At 65.3% G+C, this 15958-nt stretch carries 12 protein-coding genes, 1 tRNA gene and 1 pseudogene; 5 read left to right on the forward strand and 9 right to left on the reverse strand.

From position 1 onward, the window contains the following. The first annotated feature begins 85 nt into the window (after window positions 1-85). Window positions 86-1327 carry a TCR/Tet family MFS transporter gene (locus tag ACZ92H_RS28040; protein WP_465051814.1) on the forward strand — a complete coding sequence of 414 codons (1242 nt, stop codon included), beginning with the start codon at window positions 86-88 and terminating at the stop codon, window positions 1325-1327. A 32-nt stretch (window positions 1328-1359) separates the two neighbouring features. Here ACZ92H_RS28040 and ACZ92H_RS28045 read toward each other — a convergent pair. From ACZ92H_RS28045 to ACZ92H_RS28055, 3 genes and pseudogenes are all read right to left on the reverse strand, one after another. Further along, window positions 1360-3645: pseudogene (locus tag ACZ92H_RS28045) on the reverse strand (acyl-CoA dehydrogenase); the annotation flags it as partial. 145 nt (window positions 3646-3790) lie between these two features. Continuing rightward, complete coding sequence (locus ACZ92H_RS28050) at window positions 3791-4114, reverse strand: collagen-like protein (RefSeq protein ID WP_131375955.1); 324 nt, start codon at window positions 4112-4114, stop codon at window positions 3791-3793. Between the two features lie 280 nt (window positions 4115-4394). Further along, window positions 4395-4470 (reverse strand) — tRNA-Phe (locus ACZ92H_RS28055). Between the two features lie 114 nt (window positions 4471-4584). Between ACZ92H_RS28055 and ACZ92H_RS28060 the strand changes: the two genes are divergently transcribed. Beyond that, the gene (locus ACZ92H_RS28060) at window positions 4585-4770 is read left to right on the forward strand and encodes a hypothetical protein (protein WP_465051815.1); all 186 of its coding nucleotides are present in this window, start codon (window positions 4585-4587) and stop codon (window positions 4768-4770) included. Window positions 4771-4824: 54 nt separating this feature from the next. Then, window positions 4825-5358: a hypothetical protein gene (locus tag ACZ92H_RS28065; protein ID WP_465051816.1), complete on the forward strand. Its 534-nt coding sequence runs from the start codon at window positions 4825-4827 to the stop codon at window positions 5356-5358. A 41-nt stretch (window positions 5359-5399) separates the two neighbouring features. On the opposite strand, the gene ACZ92H_RS28070 is transcribed toward ACZ92H_RS28065, so the two are convergent. After that, window positions 5400-5828 carry a hypothetical protein gene (locus tag ACZ92H_RS28070; RefSeq protein WP_465051817.1) on the reverse strand — a complete coding sequence of 143 codons (429 nt, stop codon included), beginning with the start codon at window positions 5826-5828 and terminating at the stop codon, window positions 5400-5402. A gap of 209 nt (window positions 5829-6037) precedes the next feature. Between ACZ92H_RS28070 and ACZ92H_RS28075 the strand changes: the two genes are divergently transcribed. Beyond that, window positions 6038-7033, forward strand: a complete 996-nt coding sequence (locus ACZ92H_RS28075) for a cytochrome-c peroxidase (protein WP_465051818.1) — start codon at window positions 6038-6040, stop codon at window positions 7031-7033. A gap of 123 nt (window positions 7034-7156) precedes the next feature. Here ACZ92H_RS28075 and ACZ92H_RS28080 read toward each other — a convergent pair whose 3' ends face one another. From ACZ92H_RS28080 to ACZ92H_RS28100, 5 genes are all read right to left on the reverse strand, one after another. Then, a complete protein-coding gene (locus ACZ92H_RS28080; protein ID WP_465051819.1) occupies window positions 7157-9562 on the reverse strand; it encodes a S9 family peptidase in 2406 nt (801 codons plus the stop codon). A 93-nt stretch (window positions 9563-9655) separates the two neighbouring features. Beyond that, window positions 9656-11962 (reverse strand): putative bifunctional diguanylate cyclase/phosphodiesterase, encoded by a 2307-nt coding sequence (locus ACZ92H_RS28085; RefSeq protein ID WP_465051820.1) that lies wholly within the window; start codon window positions 11960-11962, stop codon window positions 9656-9658. Between the two features lie 180 nt (window positions 11963-12142). After that, window positions 12143-12448, reverse strand: coding sequence for a PsiF family protein (locus tag ACZ92H_RS28090; RefSeq protein WP_131375967.1), 306 nt, complete (start codon window positions 12446-12448; stop codon window positions 12143-12145). A 153-nt stretch (window positions 12449-12601) separates the two neighbouring features. Next, window positions 12602-14095, reverse strand: a complete 1494-nt coding sequence (locus tag ACZ92H_RS28095; RefSeq protein ID WP_465051821.1) for a mannitol dehydrogenase family protein — start codon at window positions 14093-14095, stop codon at window positions 12602-12604. Window positions 14096-14181: 86 nt separating this feature from the next. Beyond that, window positions 14182-14454: a SemiSWEET transporter gene (locus tag ACZ92H_RS28100; protein ID WP_131375973.1), complete on the reverse strand. Its 273-nt coding sequence runs from the start codon at window positions 14452-14454 to the stop codon at window positions 14182-14184. A 227-nt stretch (window positions 14455-14681) separates the two neighbouring features. Here ACZ92H_RS28100 and ACZ92H_RS28105 point away from each other — a divergent pair, with 227 nt between their 5' ends. After that, on the forward strand, window positions 14682-15932 hold the full coding sequence (locus tag ACZ92H_RS28105) for an ROK family transcriptional regulator (protein WP_465051822.1): 1251 nt from the start codon (window positions 14682-14684) through the stop codon (window positions 15930-15932). Window positions 15933-15958 lie beyond the last annotated feature (26 nt).

A 15958-nucleotide genomic window follows, 5' to 3' on the forward strand; every position in this document is an offset into this window, starting at 1 on the left:
AGTGTACTGAGTACAGATATCGCTTGATGACGCTGTATTGCCGGGCGTACTATTTATGTACTGAGTATATATTTAGATTGAGTATATGAAATTGCCTCTTCCTGCGACCGCCCCCGTCCGGCAACGCGCGCTGGCCGTCATCTTTGCCACCGTCCTGCTCGATGCTGTCGGCATCGGCCTGATTTTTCCCATCCTGCCGGCGCTGCTGCAGGACGTCACGCATGCCGCCAACGTGGCGCCCTACATCGGCATCATGACGGCCCTGTATGCGCTGATGCAGTTCATATTCGCGCCCGTGCTGGGTTCCCTGAGCGACCGCCTGGGGCGGCGCCCCGTGCTGCTGCTCTCCCTGGGCGGCGCGGCCATCAACTACCTGTTCCTCGCCTTCGCCCCCAGCCTGTGGATGCTGCTGCTGGGACGCGCCATCGCCGGACTGACCAGCGCGAATGTGTCCGTGGCGACTGCCTACCTGACGGACATTTCGCCTGAGAATCAACGGGCACGGCGCTTCGGTTTGCTCAATGCCATGTTCGGCGCCGGCTTCATCATCGGCCCCGTGCTCGGTGGCGCGCTCGGCGATTACGGCCTGCGCCTGCCCTTCCTGGCGGCGGCCGTGCTGAACATGGGCAACTTGCTGCTGGCGTTTTTTACCTTGTCGGAGTCACGTCCGTCCCTGCGCACGACAACGGCCGGGCGCATGGAATGGGCATCGCTCAATCCCCTGCGGCCGCTGCGCTGGGTCCTGGCCGAAAAGCGCCTGCTGCCCATCACCCTGATTTTCTTTACCTTCAGCGCGGCCGGCGAAGTGTATGGCGTCTGCTGGGCCCTGTGGGGACACGATGCCTTCGAATGGAATGGTTTGTGGATCGGCCTGTCGCTGGGCGCTTTTGGCGTATGCCAGGCGCTGGCGCAGGCGTTCTTGCCCGGCCCGGCCGTGAAACTGCTGGGCGAACGGGCCACCATCCTGGCCGGCGTCGCCTGCGCCTGCCTGGCGCTGGTCGTCATGGCCTTTGCCACGCGCAGCTGGATGATCTTTGCCGTCATGCCCGTGTTCGCGCTGGGCGGCATCGGTGCGCCAGCCTTGCAGTCACTGGCGACGCGGCAGGTCGCCGAGGACCGGCAAGGCCAGTTCCAGGGCGTGCTGGCCTCGTCCGTGAGCCTGGCGTCCGTGCTGTGTCCGCTGCTGTTTTCCAGTATTTATTTTGGCGTCAGGGCGTACTGGCCCGGCGCCGTCTGGCTCTCCGTCATCGTCGTGTATGCGGCGCTGGTGCCGCTCGTGATGGGCTTGTCGCTGGCATCGACGATGCCGGCGTCATCGCGCGGATAGGCGCCCTGCGTTGCCTGCGCTGTGGCGGGCGCAAAATCGTCGACCTGGATCAAGCCGTCCACCAGGCGCACAAATTCCAGCAAGATATTGTGTTCCTGGCAGCTGACGGCGCCTGCGGCCTTGGCCGCGGACAGCCATGGCTGCATGGCAGCCACGCTTTGCGGCAGGTGCCTGAGGGCCGCGCCTGCCGGCATGTCTTTCAGGCGTTTCTCGATGGCCGCCACTTGCGGCAGCAGGAGCAGGGCCCGTTCGGCGCTGGCCACGGGATCGGCCGCGTCGCTGGCCACGTAGCCATCGGCCAGCAGGCGCTCGCGGTCGGCGCCGGGCGTCTGCATGGCGTGCGTGACGTCGCTGCCCAGCTCGTCGGAAGGCGGGCGATGCGGCAGGCCAAACGGGAACAGCAGCGTGCGCAGCAGCACGGCCAGCGCGCGCGCGGGGAAATTCTCCAGCACGCCCGTCAAGCCCTGCTGCGCTTTCACCAGCGCATCCTGCAGCGACCAGTGCACATACGGCAGGTCGGCCGGCGGACGCCCGTCATCCTCGTAGCGCTTCAACACGGATGAGCACAAATACAGTTGCGAGACCACGTCCCCCAGCCGCGCGGACAGCCGCTCGCGCCGCTTGAGTTCGCCACCGAGCACGAACATCGACATGTCCGTCATCACGGCAAACGCCGTCGACAGCCGGGTGAGGGCGCGGTAATACGGCGCCAGCTCCGGCGCGGCAGCGTTTGGCGCAGCGGCCAGGCGCGCACCGCCCAGTCCGTACCACAAGCCCCGTGCCATATTGCCCAGCACAAAGCCCACGTGGCCAAAGAAGGCCGCGTCGAAATCGCGCACGGCTTTCGCGTGGTCGCTTTCCTGGACGGCCGCCATTTCCCGCAGCACATACGGGTGCGCGCGGATGGCGCCCTGGCCGAAGATGATCAGGCTGCGCGTGAGGATGTTGGCGCCTTCCACCGTGATGGCGATGGGAATCTGCTGGTAGGCGCTGGCGAGGAAATTGTTCGGGCCGCTGCAGATGCCCTTGCCGCCGAGAATATCCATGCCGTCATTGACGAGCGCGCGGCCCCGCTCCGTGACGTGGTACTTGACGATGGCGGAAATGACGGCCGGTTTTTCGCCCAGGTCCACGCCCATCGCCGACAGCGTGCGCGCCGCATCCATCAGGTACAGGTTGGCGCCCATGCGCGCCAGCGCTTCCTGCACGCCTTCGAACTTGCCGATCGGCATGTTGAACTGGCGCCGCACGGCCGCGTATGCGCTGGTGCCGCGCACGGCCATCTTGCCCATGCCCACGCTGGACGAGGGCAGCGAAATGGCGCGGCCGGCCGCCAGGCATTCCATCAGCATGCGCCAGCCCTTGCCGACTTGCGCCTGGCCGCCGATGACCCACTCCATGGGGATGAAGACATCCTCGCCCGAGGTGGGGCCGTTCTGGAATACGGCGTTCAAGGGATGGTGGCGGCGCCCGATCACCACGCCGTCGTGGCTGGCGGGAATCAGCGCGCACGTGATGCCGGGGCTGTCATTGCCGGATAAGAGATGCTCGGGGTCGCTGGTCTGGAATGCCAGTCCCAGCAGGGTGGCCACGGGCGCCAGGGTGATGTAGCGCTTGTTCCACGTGATGCGCAAACCCAGGGTGGCGCGTCCTTCATGCATGCCCATGCACACCACGCCCAGGTCGGGAATGGCGGCCGCATCGGAACCCGCATATGGGCTGGTGAGGGCAAAACAGGGAATTTCCGTGCCGGCCGCCAGGCGCGGCAGGTAGTAATCCTTCTGCGCTTCGGTGCCGTAATGCAGCAGCAGCTCGGCCGGCCCCAGCGAATTGGGCACCATCACGCTGACGGCCAGCGCCGAGCAGCGGGTCGACAGTTTCATCACCACCTGCGAATGCATATAGGCCGAGAATTGCTTGCCGCCATATTGCTTGGGAATGATCATGCCGAGGAAGCCCTGGCTTTTCATGTAGGCCCAGGCTGGCGGCGGCAAGTCCAGCAGCTGCTGCGTTTCCCAATCGTTGACCAGTTCGCACAGGCGCTCGACATCGTGGTCGAGAAAATGGCGCTCCTCGGCGCTCAAGGCGGGCGGTGCATACGCCAGCAATTTCTGCCAGTCCGGCCGGCCGGAAAACAGCTCCGCATCCCACCACGTGGTGCCCGCTTCAAGCGCATCGCGCTCTGTCTCGGACATGGTTGGCAAGATGCGCTTGAACAGCGCCAGCAGGCGCGGAGTAATGAGGGCGCGGCGCACGGGGCCGACGGCGAACAGTGCAACCAGGCCCAGCAGGACCACCAGCAGAGCAATCTTCAGCATGCGATATCTCCCTGTTATATGGCTACAGGGTAGGCCGATGCCGGGAATGTTACTGTGCGGTAGTGCGCATACGCACAACGCCAACCGGGTGGGTTGGCGTTGTGCGGGAAGTATGGGGGCAGTGCCGCCCCCGGCGCCAGCGGGATTAGCGTTGTGGAACGACAATCACGGTGTCGCCGGTTTTACCCTTGGCGCCCGTGTCGCCTTTGGCGCCTTCATCGCCGGTGGCGCCGACTTCGCCCTTGGCGCCATCATTGCCTTGTGCGCCGCTGTCGCCAGTCTGGCCCGTGGCACCGGTGGCGCCAGTCGCACCGGCAGGCGCGTCCGCACCCGCGGCACCGGTGGCACCGGCAGGGCCAGGCGCGCCGGGGACGACTTGCACGACGGTGGGCGCGGGTGGCGCTTCGCGCTGGCAGGCGGTCAAGGCAAGGGTCGAGGCGAGTGCGAGCAATATCAGGGTAGGTTTCATGTGCATCCTTTGGCAGTGTGCCGTTAAGTACGGAACGGCTCGACGGCGTCGGGCGCGAGTTTCGCATGGCGGTGTGGCGGAGAATCCGACCAGCTGGCCGTTCCGGCATGTCGCGCAGGGCGCTGGCGGCGGCTAGGAAAGTGGTCTGCCTGCAGCATGTGCTCTTGCGCAGCCGCAGTCCGTACGTTTGCGTACATAGCGGCGGGATGTCAGGTTTTGTGCTGAGGAAAACAAAAAGCCAACCCGAAGGTTGGCTTTTTATTACGTACTGCTGAATTCTTGGTGGCCCGGGGCGGAATCGAACCACCGACACAAGGATTTTCAATCCTCTGCTCTACCGACTGAGCTACCAGGCCAAGGCGGCGAATTATAGCAGAAAGACTTTCCACCTGACCAGAGCAAGCTGTGTTCAAATGCAACAGATGGCCAAAACATGGTGTTTTGGCATCCATATGTAACATGAGGATGCGATGATGCAGCGACAACATGGCGTGCAATGGCTGGTGCTGGGCGGCTTGTTCAGCGCGGCGTGCGGGACGGCGCGGGCCGATGGGCTGGCCGACCTGAATGCGGCGCTGGCGCGGCTGCAGGGGCAAACCCCTCTCAAGGCGCAGGTGGAATCGAAAACCTGGCGCCGCGAAGGCGAAGGCAAGTAGGCGGAAGAAGATAGCGGCCAGGCCGCGGTGGCCGTCGACGCGGGGCCGGCGGGCTTGCAAGTGCTTTACAGCAAGGAGTTGCTGGCAAAGGCCGAGGCCGAGCAGCGTGCCAAGGTGAAGGATCCGAAGGTCAAGACGCCGACCGGCTTTGCGCTGGAGGAAATGAAGGCGTCGGAACTGCGTTCCATGGTATCGGCCGCGGATGCCTTGTCGCGCGAGATGGACGAAGCCGTGTTCAGCGGCGAAAAGATGGACAGCTACAAGGGCAAGCCGGCGCGCTTGCTGAGTTTTACCCTTTCGCTCGACAAGGTGCCGGAGAAAGACCGCAAGTATGTCAAAAAGTTCGATGGCGGCATCGATGTGTGGATCGCCGCCGATGGCACACCGCTGGCCAGCCGTTTTCATGTCGACGTGAGCGGGCGCGCCTTTGTCGTGGTCAGCTTTACGCAAAAAACGGACGAGACGCGCCAGTACGGCGTGAGCGGCGACCATCTATTGTTGCTGCGCAAGGAAAGCAGGAGCGCCACGTCGGGCGCGGGCGAGAAGGTGGAAAGCCGGATCGTCAAGACCTTGCAGCTGCAGTCCTGACGCGTTGCGCAAGCGCCCAAGCCGCTGATCCAGCGGCTTTTTTACATCGCCGAGCTGCCGCCCATGCCGTTCTTTTGCAGCACGCAGCGTCCCGCTTCGCAGGTGGCGCCCGGGTCCGTGACGATGGAGCAGGTGGACATCATGCCGTCCGCCTGCTGCTGCTTGCGGCTCGCTTCGGCCTGCGCCTGGGCCAGGGCCTTGAGCTTCTTGCCGTCGTTGTCCTTGCTGGACCAGGCCAGATAGCGCTCCGGCCCGCCGCACGCCTTGGCGCCGATGGCGATGGTCTGGCATTGCTGCGTAGAATCACAGGCGGCGGCACCCACTTCCGCCTGGATCTGTGCCAGCAAGCCGGCATTGCCTGGCGCGGGCGCCGCATCTTGCTTGGGGGCACTGCCGCAGGCGCTGGCGGTCAGCAACAGGAGGCTGGCGCACGCGGCGCGCAGCAGGGCGGAGGTGGTGGAAGTCGTCATGCCTTCATCATGTGCCACGCTTGCTCAAATGGCAAGCGCAATTCGCGTGCTGGCAGAACCTTGATCCCGGTCATTTTCATTGTGAACCTGTCAAAGTTAATATAAATCAACATCCAATCTTGCGATGTACGGGTGGCGACCGGGCCGGCGCGCCGCATTCCCGCGCCGGTGCGCGCCGCCGATTCGGGAATGTTTCCAGGAGTTACACTATGCGCCGCAGCCTCTCACCCTTCCTCTTCATCGCCGGCCTGGCTTTTGGCGGTGTCGTCCACGCCGCCGACAAGGAGCCGATCCAGCCCATCGCCGCCGCCAGGGGCGCCAATCCGGCGATGGTCGAACTGGGTAAAAAACTGTTCTTCGATCCCCGCCTGTCGCGCTCGGGCTTTATTTCCTGCAACAGCTGCCATAACCTGAGCATGGGCGGCACGGATAACATCAAGACGTCGATCGGCCACAACTGGCAGCGCGGCCCCATCAATTCGCCCACGGTGCTCAATTCCAGCATGAACGTAGCGCAGTTCTGGGATGGCCGCGCCAAGGATTTGCAGGAACAGGCGGGCGGCCCCATCGCCAATCCGGGCGAGATGGCTTTTACGCACGAACTCGCCATCGACGTGCTGGCCTCGATCCCCGCCTACCGCAAGGAATTCAAGCAGGTGTTCGGTCAGGACAAGCTGACCATCGAGCAGGTCACGCGCGCCATCGCCGCCTTCGAGGAGGTGCTGGTGACGCCCGACTCGCGCTTCGATCAATGGTTGATGGGCAAGAAAAGCGCGTTGACGAAAGATGAGCTGGCAGGTTACCAGCTGTTCAAGACAAGCGGCTGCATCGCCTGTCATAACGGCCCCGCCGTGGGCGGCAATACCTTCCAGAAGATGGGCATCGTCGAACCGTACAAGACGGCCATGACAACGGAGGGGCGCGCGGCCGTGACGGGCAAGGATGCGGACCGTTTCAACTTCAAGGTGCCGACCCTGCGCAACGTGGAGCTGACCTACCCTTACTTCCACGATGGTGAGGCGGCGACCCTGACGCAGGCCGTCGACGTGATGGGCCGCCTGCAGCTGGGCCGCACGTTTACGCCCGATGAAAACGCCAAGCTGGTGGCCTTCCTGAAAACCCTGACGGGCAAGCAGCCGCACATCGTGCTGCCGAGCCTGCCGCCATCGAGCGACACGACGCCACGGCCCGTGCCATTTGACTGAGTGATTGCCCGGGACCAGGCCCCGGCGGGTCTGACCCCGACACCACGACATCTTTGCACTTCTGGTGATGTCGGATTACGGTCCTGCGGACCTAATCCGACCTACGATACACGCTGATATCGCTTACTTCAATGTTCTCTGGAACAACTGATAGATGCGGCGGTACTCGTCATACCACGCTTCCGGCTGCACGAAGCCGTGGCGCTCCATCGGGTAGCTGGCCATTTCCCAGTTATCCTTCTTCAGCTCGATCAAGCGCTGCGACAGGCGCACGGAGTCCTGGTAGAACACGTTGTCGTCGATCATGCCATGGGCGATCAGCAGGTTGCCCGTCAGCTTGTCGGCGTATTCGATCGGCGAGGAGATTTTATACGCCTGCGGATCGAGTTCCGGCGTGTTCAGGATGTTCGCCGTGTACTCGTGGTTGTACGTCGTCCAGTCCGTCACGGGGCGCAGCGCGGCGCCCGACTTGAACACCTCCGGCGCGCGCATCAGGGCCATCAGGCTCATGAAGCCGCCGTAGCTGCCGCCATAGATGCCCACGTTCCTGATGTCGCCCTGGTGCTGCTGCGCCAGCCAATTGGCGCCGTCGATGAAATCTTCCAGTTCCGGGTGGCCCATCTGGCGGTAGATGGCCGTGCGCCAGGCGCTGCCGTAGCCGAGCGAGGCGCGGTAGTCGACGTCCAGCACGATATAACCCTGTTCCACCAGCAGGTTGTGGAACATCTGCTCGCGGAAATACACGGGATAGCGTTCCGTCACGTTCTGCAGGTAGCCGGCGCCGTGCGCGAACATGACGATCGGATATTGCTTGCCTGCCTCCAGTGTCGCGGGACGATACAGCTTGGCCCAGATGGGGGCCGCGCCATGCGTGGACGGCACTTGCACCAGCTGCGGCATGATCCAGTTGCGCGCCTTGAAGGCGTCGCTGCGCGTGTCCGTCAAGATAGTTGCCTTGCCGCCTGCCACGCCTATCGTGGCCAGCTGCGCCGGCACGTAGCTGGTGGAATAGCGCACCAGCAGCTTGCCGTTGTCGGGCGACAGGCCGAAGTTTTCCACGCCTTTCAAGCTGGTCACTTCGCGCGCGCCGCCATCTTTCGCCGTGCTGGCGCACACTTCATACGTGCCCGGCGCCTGCGGGTTGCAGACAAAGTAGGCGTGCTTGCCGTCGCGGCTCCACTCGACATTGCTCACTTCCCACTGGCCGCTGGTCAGCGCGCGCGCGGGCGCGGCGCCCTGTTTGGTGTACAGGTGGGCGTAGCCGCTTTCCTCGGACAGATACCACAGGGTGGCGTTGTCGGGCAGCCAGCCGAATTCGTCGGCGCGGCGGTTGACCCAGGCCGTGTCGCTGATGCGGTGCACGGGCACGAGGGCGCCATTGGCCAGGTCGACATTGGCGATCCAGCGGTCCTTGTTGTCGATGGCGCGCACGCGCACGGCCACGCGCGAACCGTCATCGGTCCAGGCGATGCCGTCGCGCTGGGCGTCGACGCGCACGGGACGGTTGCCTGTCAGCGGCGCGAGTTTCTGTTCGGCCCGCAAGGCCGCCAGCGGATCGGTGGCGATGCCGGGCAGGCTGTCGAAGGCGATCTCGCGCACCGTACCCGCGCGCAAGTCGGCCAGTTTCAGGCTTTGCGCGATGGGCATGTTGCGGCCCACGCGGGTACGCTCGTCATCCACGTCCGGGTAGCCCGTTTCCGTGACGTAGCGGGCCAGCTTGCCCAGCTTGCCTTTTTCCGCCGCCTTGTCTTGCGTGACGAACAGCAGCCAGCGGCCGTCCGGCGACAGGGCGCTGCCGGAAATCGTGACTTTCTCGCCCAGGTAGATCGGTTCCGGCGCGCGCGTGGCGTCCAGGCGGCGCTCTGCATGGCGGCGTTCGCGGCTGGCGTCGCGGTCTTCCTTCTGGCGCGCCAGGTTGACGATCAGGCGCAACTGCAGGTCGCGCTGGCTGTCGGCCTCCGGCTTGGCGTCCGGATCCTTGGCGGCGCGCAACAGGGCCACGGGCGCGCTCAGGCGGTCAAGACGGTTCCAGCTGAACCAGTCGGTGCCGCTGCGGTATTGCACGGCGCCGCCGTCGGCGGAGTATTGCGGGTCGCTGATGGCGGCGATGCCGCGCGTGATTTGCACCAGGGCGCCGCTTTTCAGGTCGCGCTCGAACAAGTCGCCGTTGCGCAGCAGGATGGCGCGCGTGCCGGCCCGGTTGACGACCATCTGCTGGCCGTCGAGGTTGGCCAGTTGCGCGTCATCGACTTTCTTGCCGCTATTGAGCTTGGCGTTCGCGCCGGACAACTGGTAGGTGTCGCGCAATGGCGAGCCGAGGCGCTTCTGCTTGTAATACAGCTGGCCATTCCAGCCCCACCATGCCGCTTCGACGGGCGTGCCGATCCAGTCGGGATCGGCCATCGCCTGGTCCAGCGTGATCGGGGTTGGGGCAGTGGTGGAGGATGGGGCCGCATGGGCGGCGGGCAGGGCGGCTGCAAGCAAGGTCAGCAGCAGTGGACGGGCCAACAGGGGGAGAACCAGACGCATCGGAGATCACTTTAACAAGAAAGGGCGGTGAAGGTGCAGGGCTACAAGGCCGGTATTCTAGCGGAGGAGTTTCATACGGGAAATGTCGGAAAGCTAAGCCTCGTGCCGGGCCAGCCAGGCGATAAAGTCGTCCAGCGGCATGGGCCGCGCGTACAGATAGCCCTGCAGGCCATCGCAATCATGGGCGATCAGGAAATCGGCCTGCGCGCGCGTCTCCACGCCTTCGGCCACGACGCGCAAGCCCAGGTGGCGCGCCATGGCCAGGATGGCTTGCACGATGGCCGTGTCGCGCGCGTCGCGCGGCGTATCGTCGATGAAGCGCTTGTCGATCTTCAGTTCGTACAGGGGCATCGACGTCAGGTAGGCGAGGCTGGAATAACCGGTGCCGAAGTCGTCGATGGAAAAGCGGATGCCGAGCTCTGCCAGTGCGCGCATGCGCGCCAGCGAGGCATCGCGCTGGTCGATCAGCAGGCCTTCCGTCAGTTCCAGGATCAGGGCCGTGGCCGGCGTGCCGTGCTCGGCCAGCGCCGCCTGCACGCGGGTGGCAAAATCGGGCTGGCGAAACTGTGCCGGGCTGACGTTGACGGACAGGGCGATGGGCTGGCCGGCCTGTGCCAGCAGCGTGGCGGCGCGGCACGCCTCGCGCAGCGCCCAGTGGCCCAGGCGCACGATCAGTCCCGATTCCTCGGCGATGGGAATGAAGATGCCGGGCGCGATGTGCGTGCCGTCCGCCTGCGGCCAGCGCATGAGCAGCTCGGCGCCCGTGACCCGCCCATGGCGGTCGACCTGCGGCTGCACATGCATGCGCAATTGAGCGGCGTCGAGGGCGCGCGCCAGCGCCCGCTCCAGGGTCAGGCGGCGCTCCACGCCCGCCTGCATGGCGGCCTCGAAAAACGCGATGCCATTGCGCCCTTCCGCCTTGGCGCGGTACATGGCGATATCCGCCTCGCGCAGCAGGTCGTGCGCCTGCTGGCCCGCTTTCGGCAGCAGAGTCACGCCGATGCTGGCCGAGCAGTGGTAGGACTGCGCGCCGATATCGAAGTCGCGCGCGATGGCGTCGCGGATCTTCTCGGCCACCTGGGCTGCCGTGCGGGCGGCGCTGTCCACGTCATCGGCCAGGTGCGCCAGCAGCACGACGAATTCGTCGCCGCCCAGGCGCGCCACGGTGTCGGCCTTGCGCATCAGCTTGGCCAGGCGTTCGCCCGCCATGCGCAGCAGGGCGTCGCCGGTGGCGTGGCCGCGCGCGTCATTGATGTGCTTGAAGTGGTCGAGGTCGATGAACATCAGCGCGCTGATGGTAGGGTCGCGCGGCGCGGCGGCCAGCAGATGCGCAATGCGGTCCATCAGCAGGCGCCGGTTGGGCAGCCCCGTCAGCACGTCATAGAAGGCCAGGCGATGGATATCCGCCTCCGACTTCTTGCGCTCGTCGATTTCGCGCTCGACGGCCACCCAGTGGGACTGCTTGCCGTCCTCGTCCGTGAAAGGCACCAGTTCCGCTTCGACCCAGTAAGGCGTGCCGGCCTTGTTGTAGTTCAGTAATTCCGCGCGTGACGGCTGGCCGCCGGCCATGGCGGTGGCGATGCGCGCCAGTTCGCCCGCATCGGTGGCGGGGCCTTGCTGGAACAGCAGGCTGCGGCCCAGCACCTCGGCGCGGGCATAGCCGCTGCTGCGTTCGAAGGCGTCGTTGACGAAGATGATGCGCGTGGCCGGTGCGGCCTGCGCGCCGGGCGGCGCATCTGTCACTTCGGCAATCATGACCATGTCGTTCAAGCGGGCCACTGCCGTGGCCGTCAAGCGCAGTTCCGCGTTCAGCGCCGACAGGACGACGCCGCTGTGTTCCAGCGACAGCGCGCTCGCTTGCAGGCGCTCCAGCGCGTGTTCCAGGTGGCGCAGCAGAAAGGCGCAGGACAGGGTCAGCACGGCCGCGATGAACAGGTAGTTCAGGGAGATGATCAGCGCGCGCAGCACGGGCGAATCGGGCACGCCATGCAGTTGCAGCGCCACGTCCGGATGCAGGCCCAGCACGAAGATGGTCAGCGCCGTCAGCGCCAGGCCCCATACGGCAGGCTGCATGCCCAGCAGCAAGGCGGCCAGCACGGGAATGACCATCAGGTAGATCTGGCTGATGGGGCCGATCTTCAGCAGCAGGCCCACGCCGACGATGTAGGCGATCAGCAGGAATTGCCCCACGCGCCAGCGGTAGGGCGCGCCGCGCCAGTGCCAGAGGGCGGCGATCCAGGCGATGGCCAGCAAGTCGATGGCGACTATGGACCAGATAGCTTCGCGCGCCGCCAGCAGGGCGCTGGGAATGGCCGTGACTATGCCCAGCAGCAACACTACCTGCAGCAGGCGCGTAAAAATCTGGCCGCGCCAGTGCGCGAGATCGTTCGACGCCGCCACGCTGCCGTCCTTTCCCCGGGATGCTGTGCTGCCGAACTGGGCAGTATGAAGAAAAATACTACGCGCTATCTATCTGCATGTCATCTTGATCATTAAGCATGATTGACAAGCTGGGGTCTGGGCTGCCGGGCAAAAAAAACGCCAGCGGCAAGGCTGGCGTCGGGGGCTGGCTGGCGGCGCTTATTTCTTTGGCGCGCTCAGGCATTCCTTCATGAAGGCCTTGCGGGCATCGCCTTTCATGTCCTTGGCGTCGGCATTGCACATCTTCATCTTGTTTTGCTGCGTCATGGCCGGTGCTGGCTTGGCGCTCAGGCAATCCTTCATGAAGGCCTTGCGCTCGTCGCCTTTCTTGCCGGCGGCGTCCGCATTGCAGGTGGTCATTTTCGACTGTTGCGCCGTCTTGGCGGCAGGCGCCGCTTCCGGCGCGGCGGCAAAGGCGGTTGCGGACAGCGCGGCGGCGATGCAGAGGGCGATTAATTGTTTCATGGCAAATCCTTTAGACGCAGGCGAGGGAAGGGGCATGCACTCGGCACGGAAATGCCGATATGCAAAACGTAACTAACTATATGACATTTATCAACAAAATTTCCAATTGAGTGTGTCTTTTTGTTACCGGGCAGCTGCCCGCCCTGCAATGTCTCACAGCATCATGCGCAAGGTGGCGCGCACGCCCTGGCCATCGATGGCGTTGACCATGGCCAGGTAAGTACTGCGCAGGGCCGCGTTGTCCGCCAGCCCCAGGCCGCGAAACGGACTGGTGTGCAGGAGTGCGAGGGGATCGGTGCCGGCCAGCAGCGTCAGATCGGCCCCGTCGAGGCGCGGTTCCTTCACCTCGAACGCCTGGCCCTGCTCATCGTTGCCGCCCAGGTAGCCGGCATAGCAGGCCAGCAGGAAGGCCGTGCGCTCCAGGTTGGCATTCTGGCCCAGCAGCTGGCCCATGGTTTGCGCATGGAAGACGGGAATCTTTGCCGCGCCATCGTGGGCCACGCGCAGCAGCTGGTCAGCCACGGCGGGATTGGCAAAGCGCTCCAGCACCTTGTCCTTGTAGCGGTACAGCGACACGCCCTCGGGGCCATCCAGGTGAGGGATGACGTCGCTTTCCATGAAACGGTTCAGCAACTGGTGCAGCAGCGGGTCGGCCATTGCCTCGGGCACCAGGCGATAGCCCAGCAGGATGGCCGGATAGGCCAGCAGCATGTGCGCCGCGTTCAGCAGCCGGCCCTTCATGGCCTCGTAGGCATGCACGTCGCCGCGCAGTTCGACGCCGGCGGCGGCCAGGTCCGGTCGGCCATTGCTGAAGCGGTCTTCCAGCACCCATTGCGTGTACGGCTCGCCGATGGCCGGCTGCAGGTCGTGCACGCCCGTCAGGCTGGCCAGGCGCTGCCGGTCGCCGGCCGAGATGCCGGGCGCGATGCGGTCGACCATGCTGTTGGGGAACTCGACGTGGCTGGCGATCCACTCCGCCAGCGACGCGTCGCGCGCGCGGGCAAAGGACAGCACGGCATGGCGCGCCGTGTCGCCATTATGGCGCAGGTTGTCGCACGACAGCACGGTAAAGGCGGGCAAGCCGGCTGCGCGGCGCCGCTGCAGCGCTTCGACGATGTAGCCGAAGGCCGTGCGCGGCGCGTGGCCCGCCAGGTCGCTGGCCACGTCGGGCGTATCGAGCATGAAGTCGCCGCTGCCTTCATCGATGTTATAGCCGCCTTCCGTGATCGTCAGCGAGACGATGCGCGTGGCCGGGTGGGCCAGGCGTCGCAGCACGGCTTGCGGATCGCCGGGCGCGTGCAGGTATTCGACCATGGCGCCGATGACGCGCGAGGCGCTGCTGCCGTCGGCGGCAAATTGCGTGACGGCATACAGGCCGTCCTGCTGGCGGAAGGCTTCGGCCTTGGCGCGCGCGCCCGTGCCGTCGCCCAGGCCGATGCCGCTGATGGCCCAGCCGGCATGGCCGGGCAGGTGCAGGCAGCGGTCGATATAGGCGGCCTGGTGGACGCGGTGGAAATTGCCCACGCCGATGTGCGCGATGCCGGGCGTCAGGGCGCCGCGCGCATAGGCGGGCAGGGCCAGGGCGGGATGGCTGGTGGACAGGCTGGGCAGGGTGGCGTCGCACAGGGAGGCGGGTTGATCGCGCATGGGGCATCCTTTATAGGGGGTGTCCGCCGGCGGCGTGACGGCCGGCAAATATCAGTGAGGCGGAAGAGTCGAGCGAGGTGCCAGAGTCAGGCGGCGTTATTCCTGGCGAAGCGCCATTTCATGAGCAGTACGCTCGATGCCAGCAGCAGGGTCACGCCATTGTTGATGGCCAGTGGCCAGGCGCCGATGAGGATGCCATAGCCGAGCCACAGGCTTACGCCGAAACAGAAGGCCAGGTACATGCCGGTGGAAATGTCGCTGGCGGAGCGCGTGCGCCACACTTGCCGCACTTGCGGGATGAAGGCGGCGGTGGTGCAAAAGGCGGCAAGGTAGCCGAGATAGTTGACGTCGAAATGCATGGAAACACCTTTCATTCAATCGCGGGCCAACCAGGATGCCGCGGGCGGGAAGCCGGCGGCCATTGGATGGTATCGCGGTGGTCTGCGGGGTGGGTCTGGCGATTAAGTAAATCAAATTGATTTATTAATTAAGGCAAATTATACTGCAGACTTTCGGTAACACCGGAAAAACTACCCGTATCGCCCGGCATCTCGCCTTCATCCCACTTGCCAGAACGGCCCTTGCCATGTTTGCACGCCCCGCCCCAGCGCCCGCCAATCCACCCGCCGAGAGCAGCGCGCAACTCCTGCGCACCCTGGGCTCGAACCAGCTGGGCATGCGCGAATTCAATGAACGCGTGATCCTGCGCGCCATCCGCCTGCACGGCGCCATGCCCAAGGCGGACCTGGCGCGCTTGACCAGGCTCAGCACGCAGACGGTGTCCGTCATCATCAACCGCCTGCTGGCCGAAGGCATGGTGGTCAAGCGCGATTCGCTGCGCGGCAGGGTGGGGCAGCCATCGCAGCCGATCGCCCTGCATCCGGACGGCGCGTTTTCCATCGGCATCCAGATCGGCCGGCGCCGCCTGAAAGTCATGCTGATGGATTTCACGGGTCAGCCGCGCCACCTGAGCACCCTGGCGTATGCGACGCCGGACGTGGAACAGGTGTTTGCGGAAATCGCCGTGCAGCTGCGCGCCATCGAGGACTTGCTGGGGCCGGACAAGGCGCGGCGCCTGAACGGCATCGGTGTTTCCGCCCCACTCGTATTCGGCGGATGGCACGAACTGCTGGGCATGCCGGCCGGCGACGCGGCCGCCTGGAGCCAGCTGCGCATGGACGAGCGGCTGAAGGCGTTGACGGCGCTGCCGCTCGAGTTTGCCAAGGATACGGCGGCGGCCAGCGTGGCCGAACTGGTGGCGGGACAGGGCCGCAACGTGCGCAGCTATGCCTATGTTTTCATCGATACCCTGATCGGCGGCGGGCTGGTGCTCGATGGCCAGCCCCATGCGGGCCGCTTCGGCAATGCGGGCGCGTTCGGTTCGCTGCCGCTGGGCCTGGCCGGCAGGGGAATGGACGCAGAAGCGCCGCCCGCGCAATTGCTCGACGTGGCGTCGCTGATTGGCCTGGAGCAAGCGTATGCGCAGGCCGGACTGGATGAGACGGCCAGCGCGGACGGCCGCGCGCTGCAGGCGCCATGGCTGGCGCTGACGGACGCGTGGATCGCCCGGGCGGCCGACGCCATCGCCTGTGCCGTGCTGGGCGCGGCGTGTTTGCTGGACATGCAGGCCGTCATCATCGACGGCGCCATCGCGCGCGACTTCCTCGCCCGCCTGCTTGGCGCGGTGGAATCGGCCATGGCCCGCTACGAATGGCAGGGCGTGGTGCGCCCCGAGGTGCTCGCCGGCGCCATCGGCCCTGACGCCAAGGTCAGCGGCGCTGCCTACCTGCCCCTGCACGCGCATTTTGCCCCCGTGCATGATGTGTTTTTGAAGTAGGGTGTTTTTGCGCCGGCACGGCCTGA

The sequence above is a fragment of the Janthinobacterium foliorum genome, from assembly GCF_978021625.1.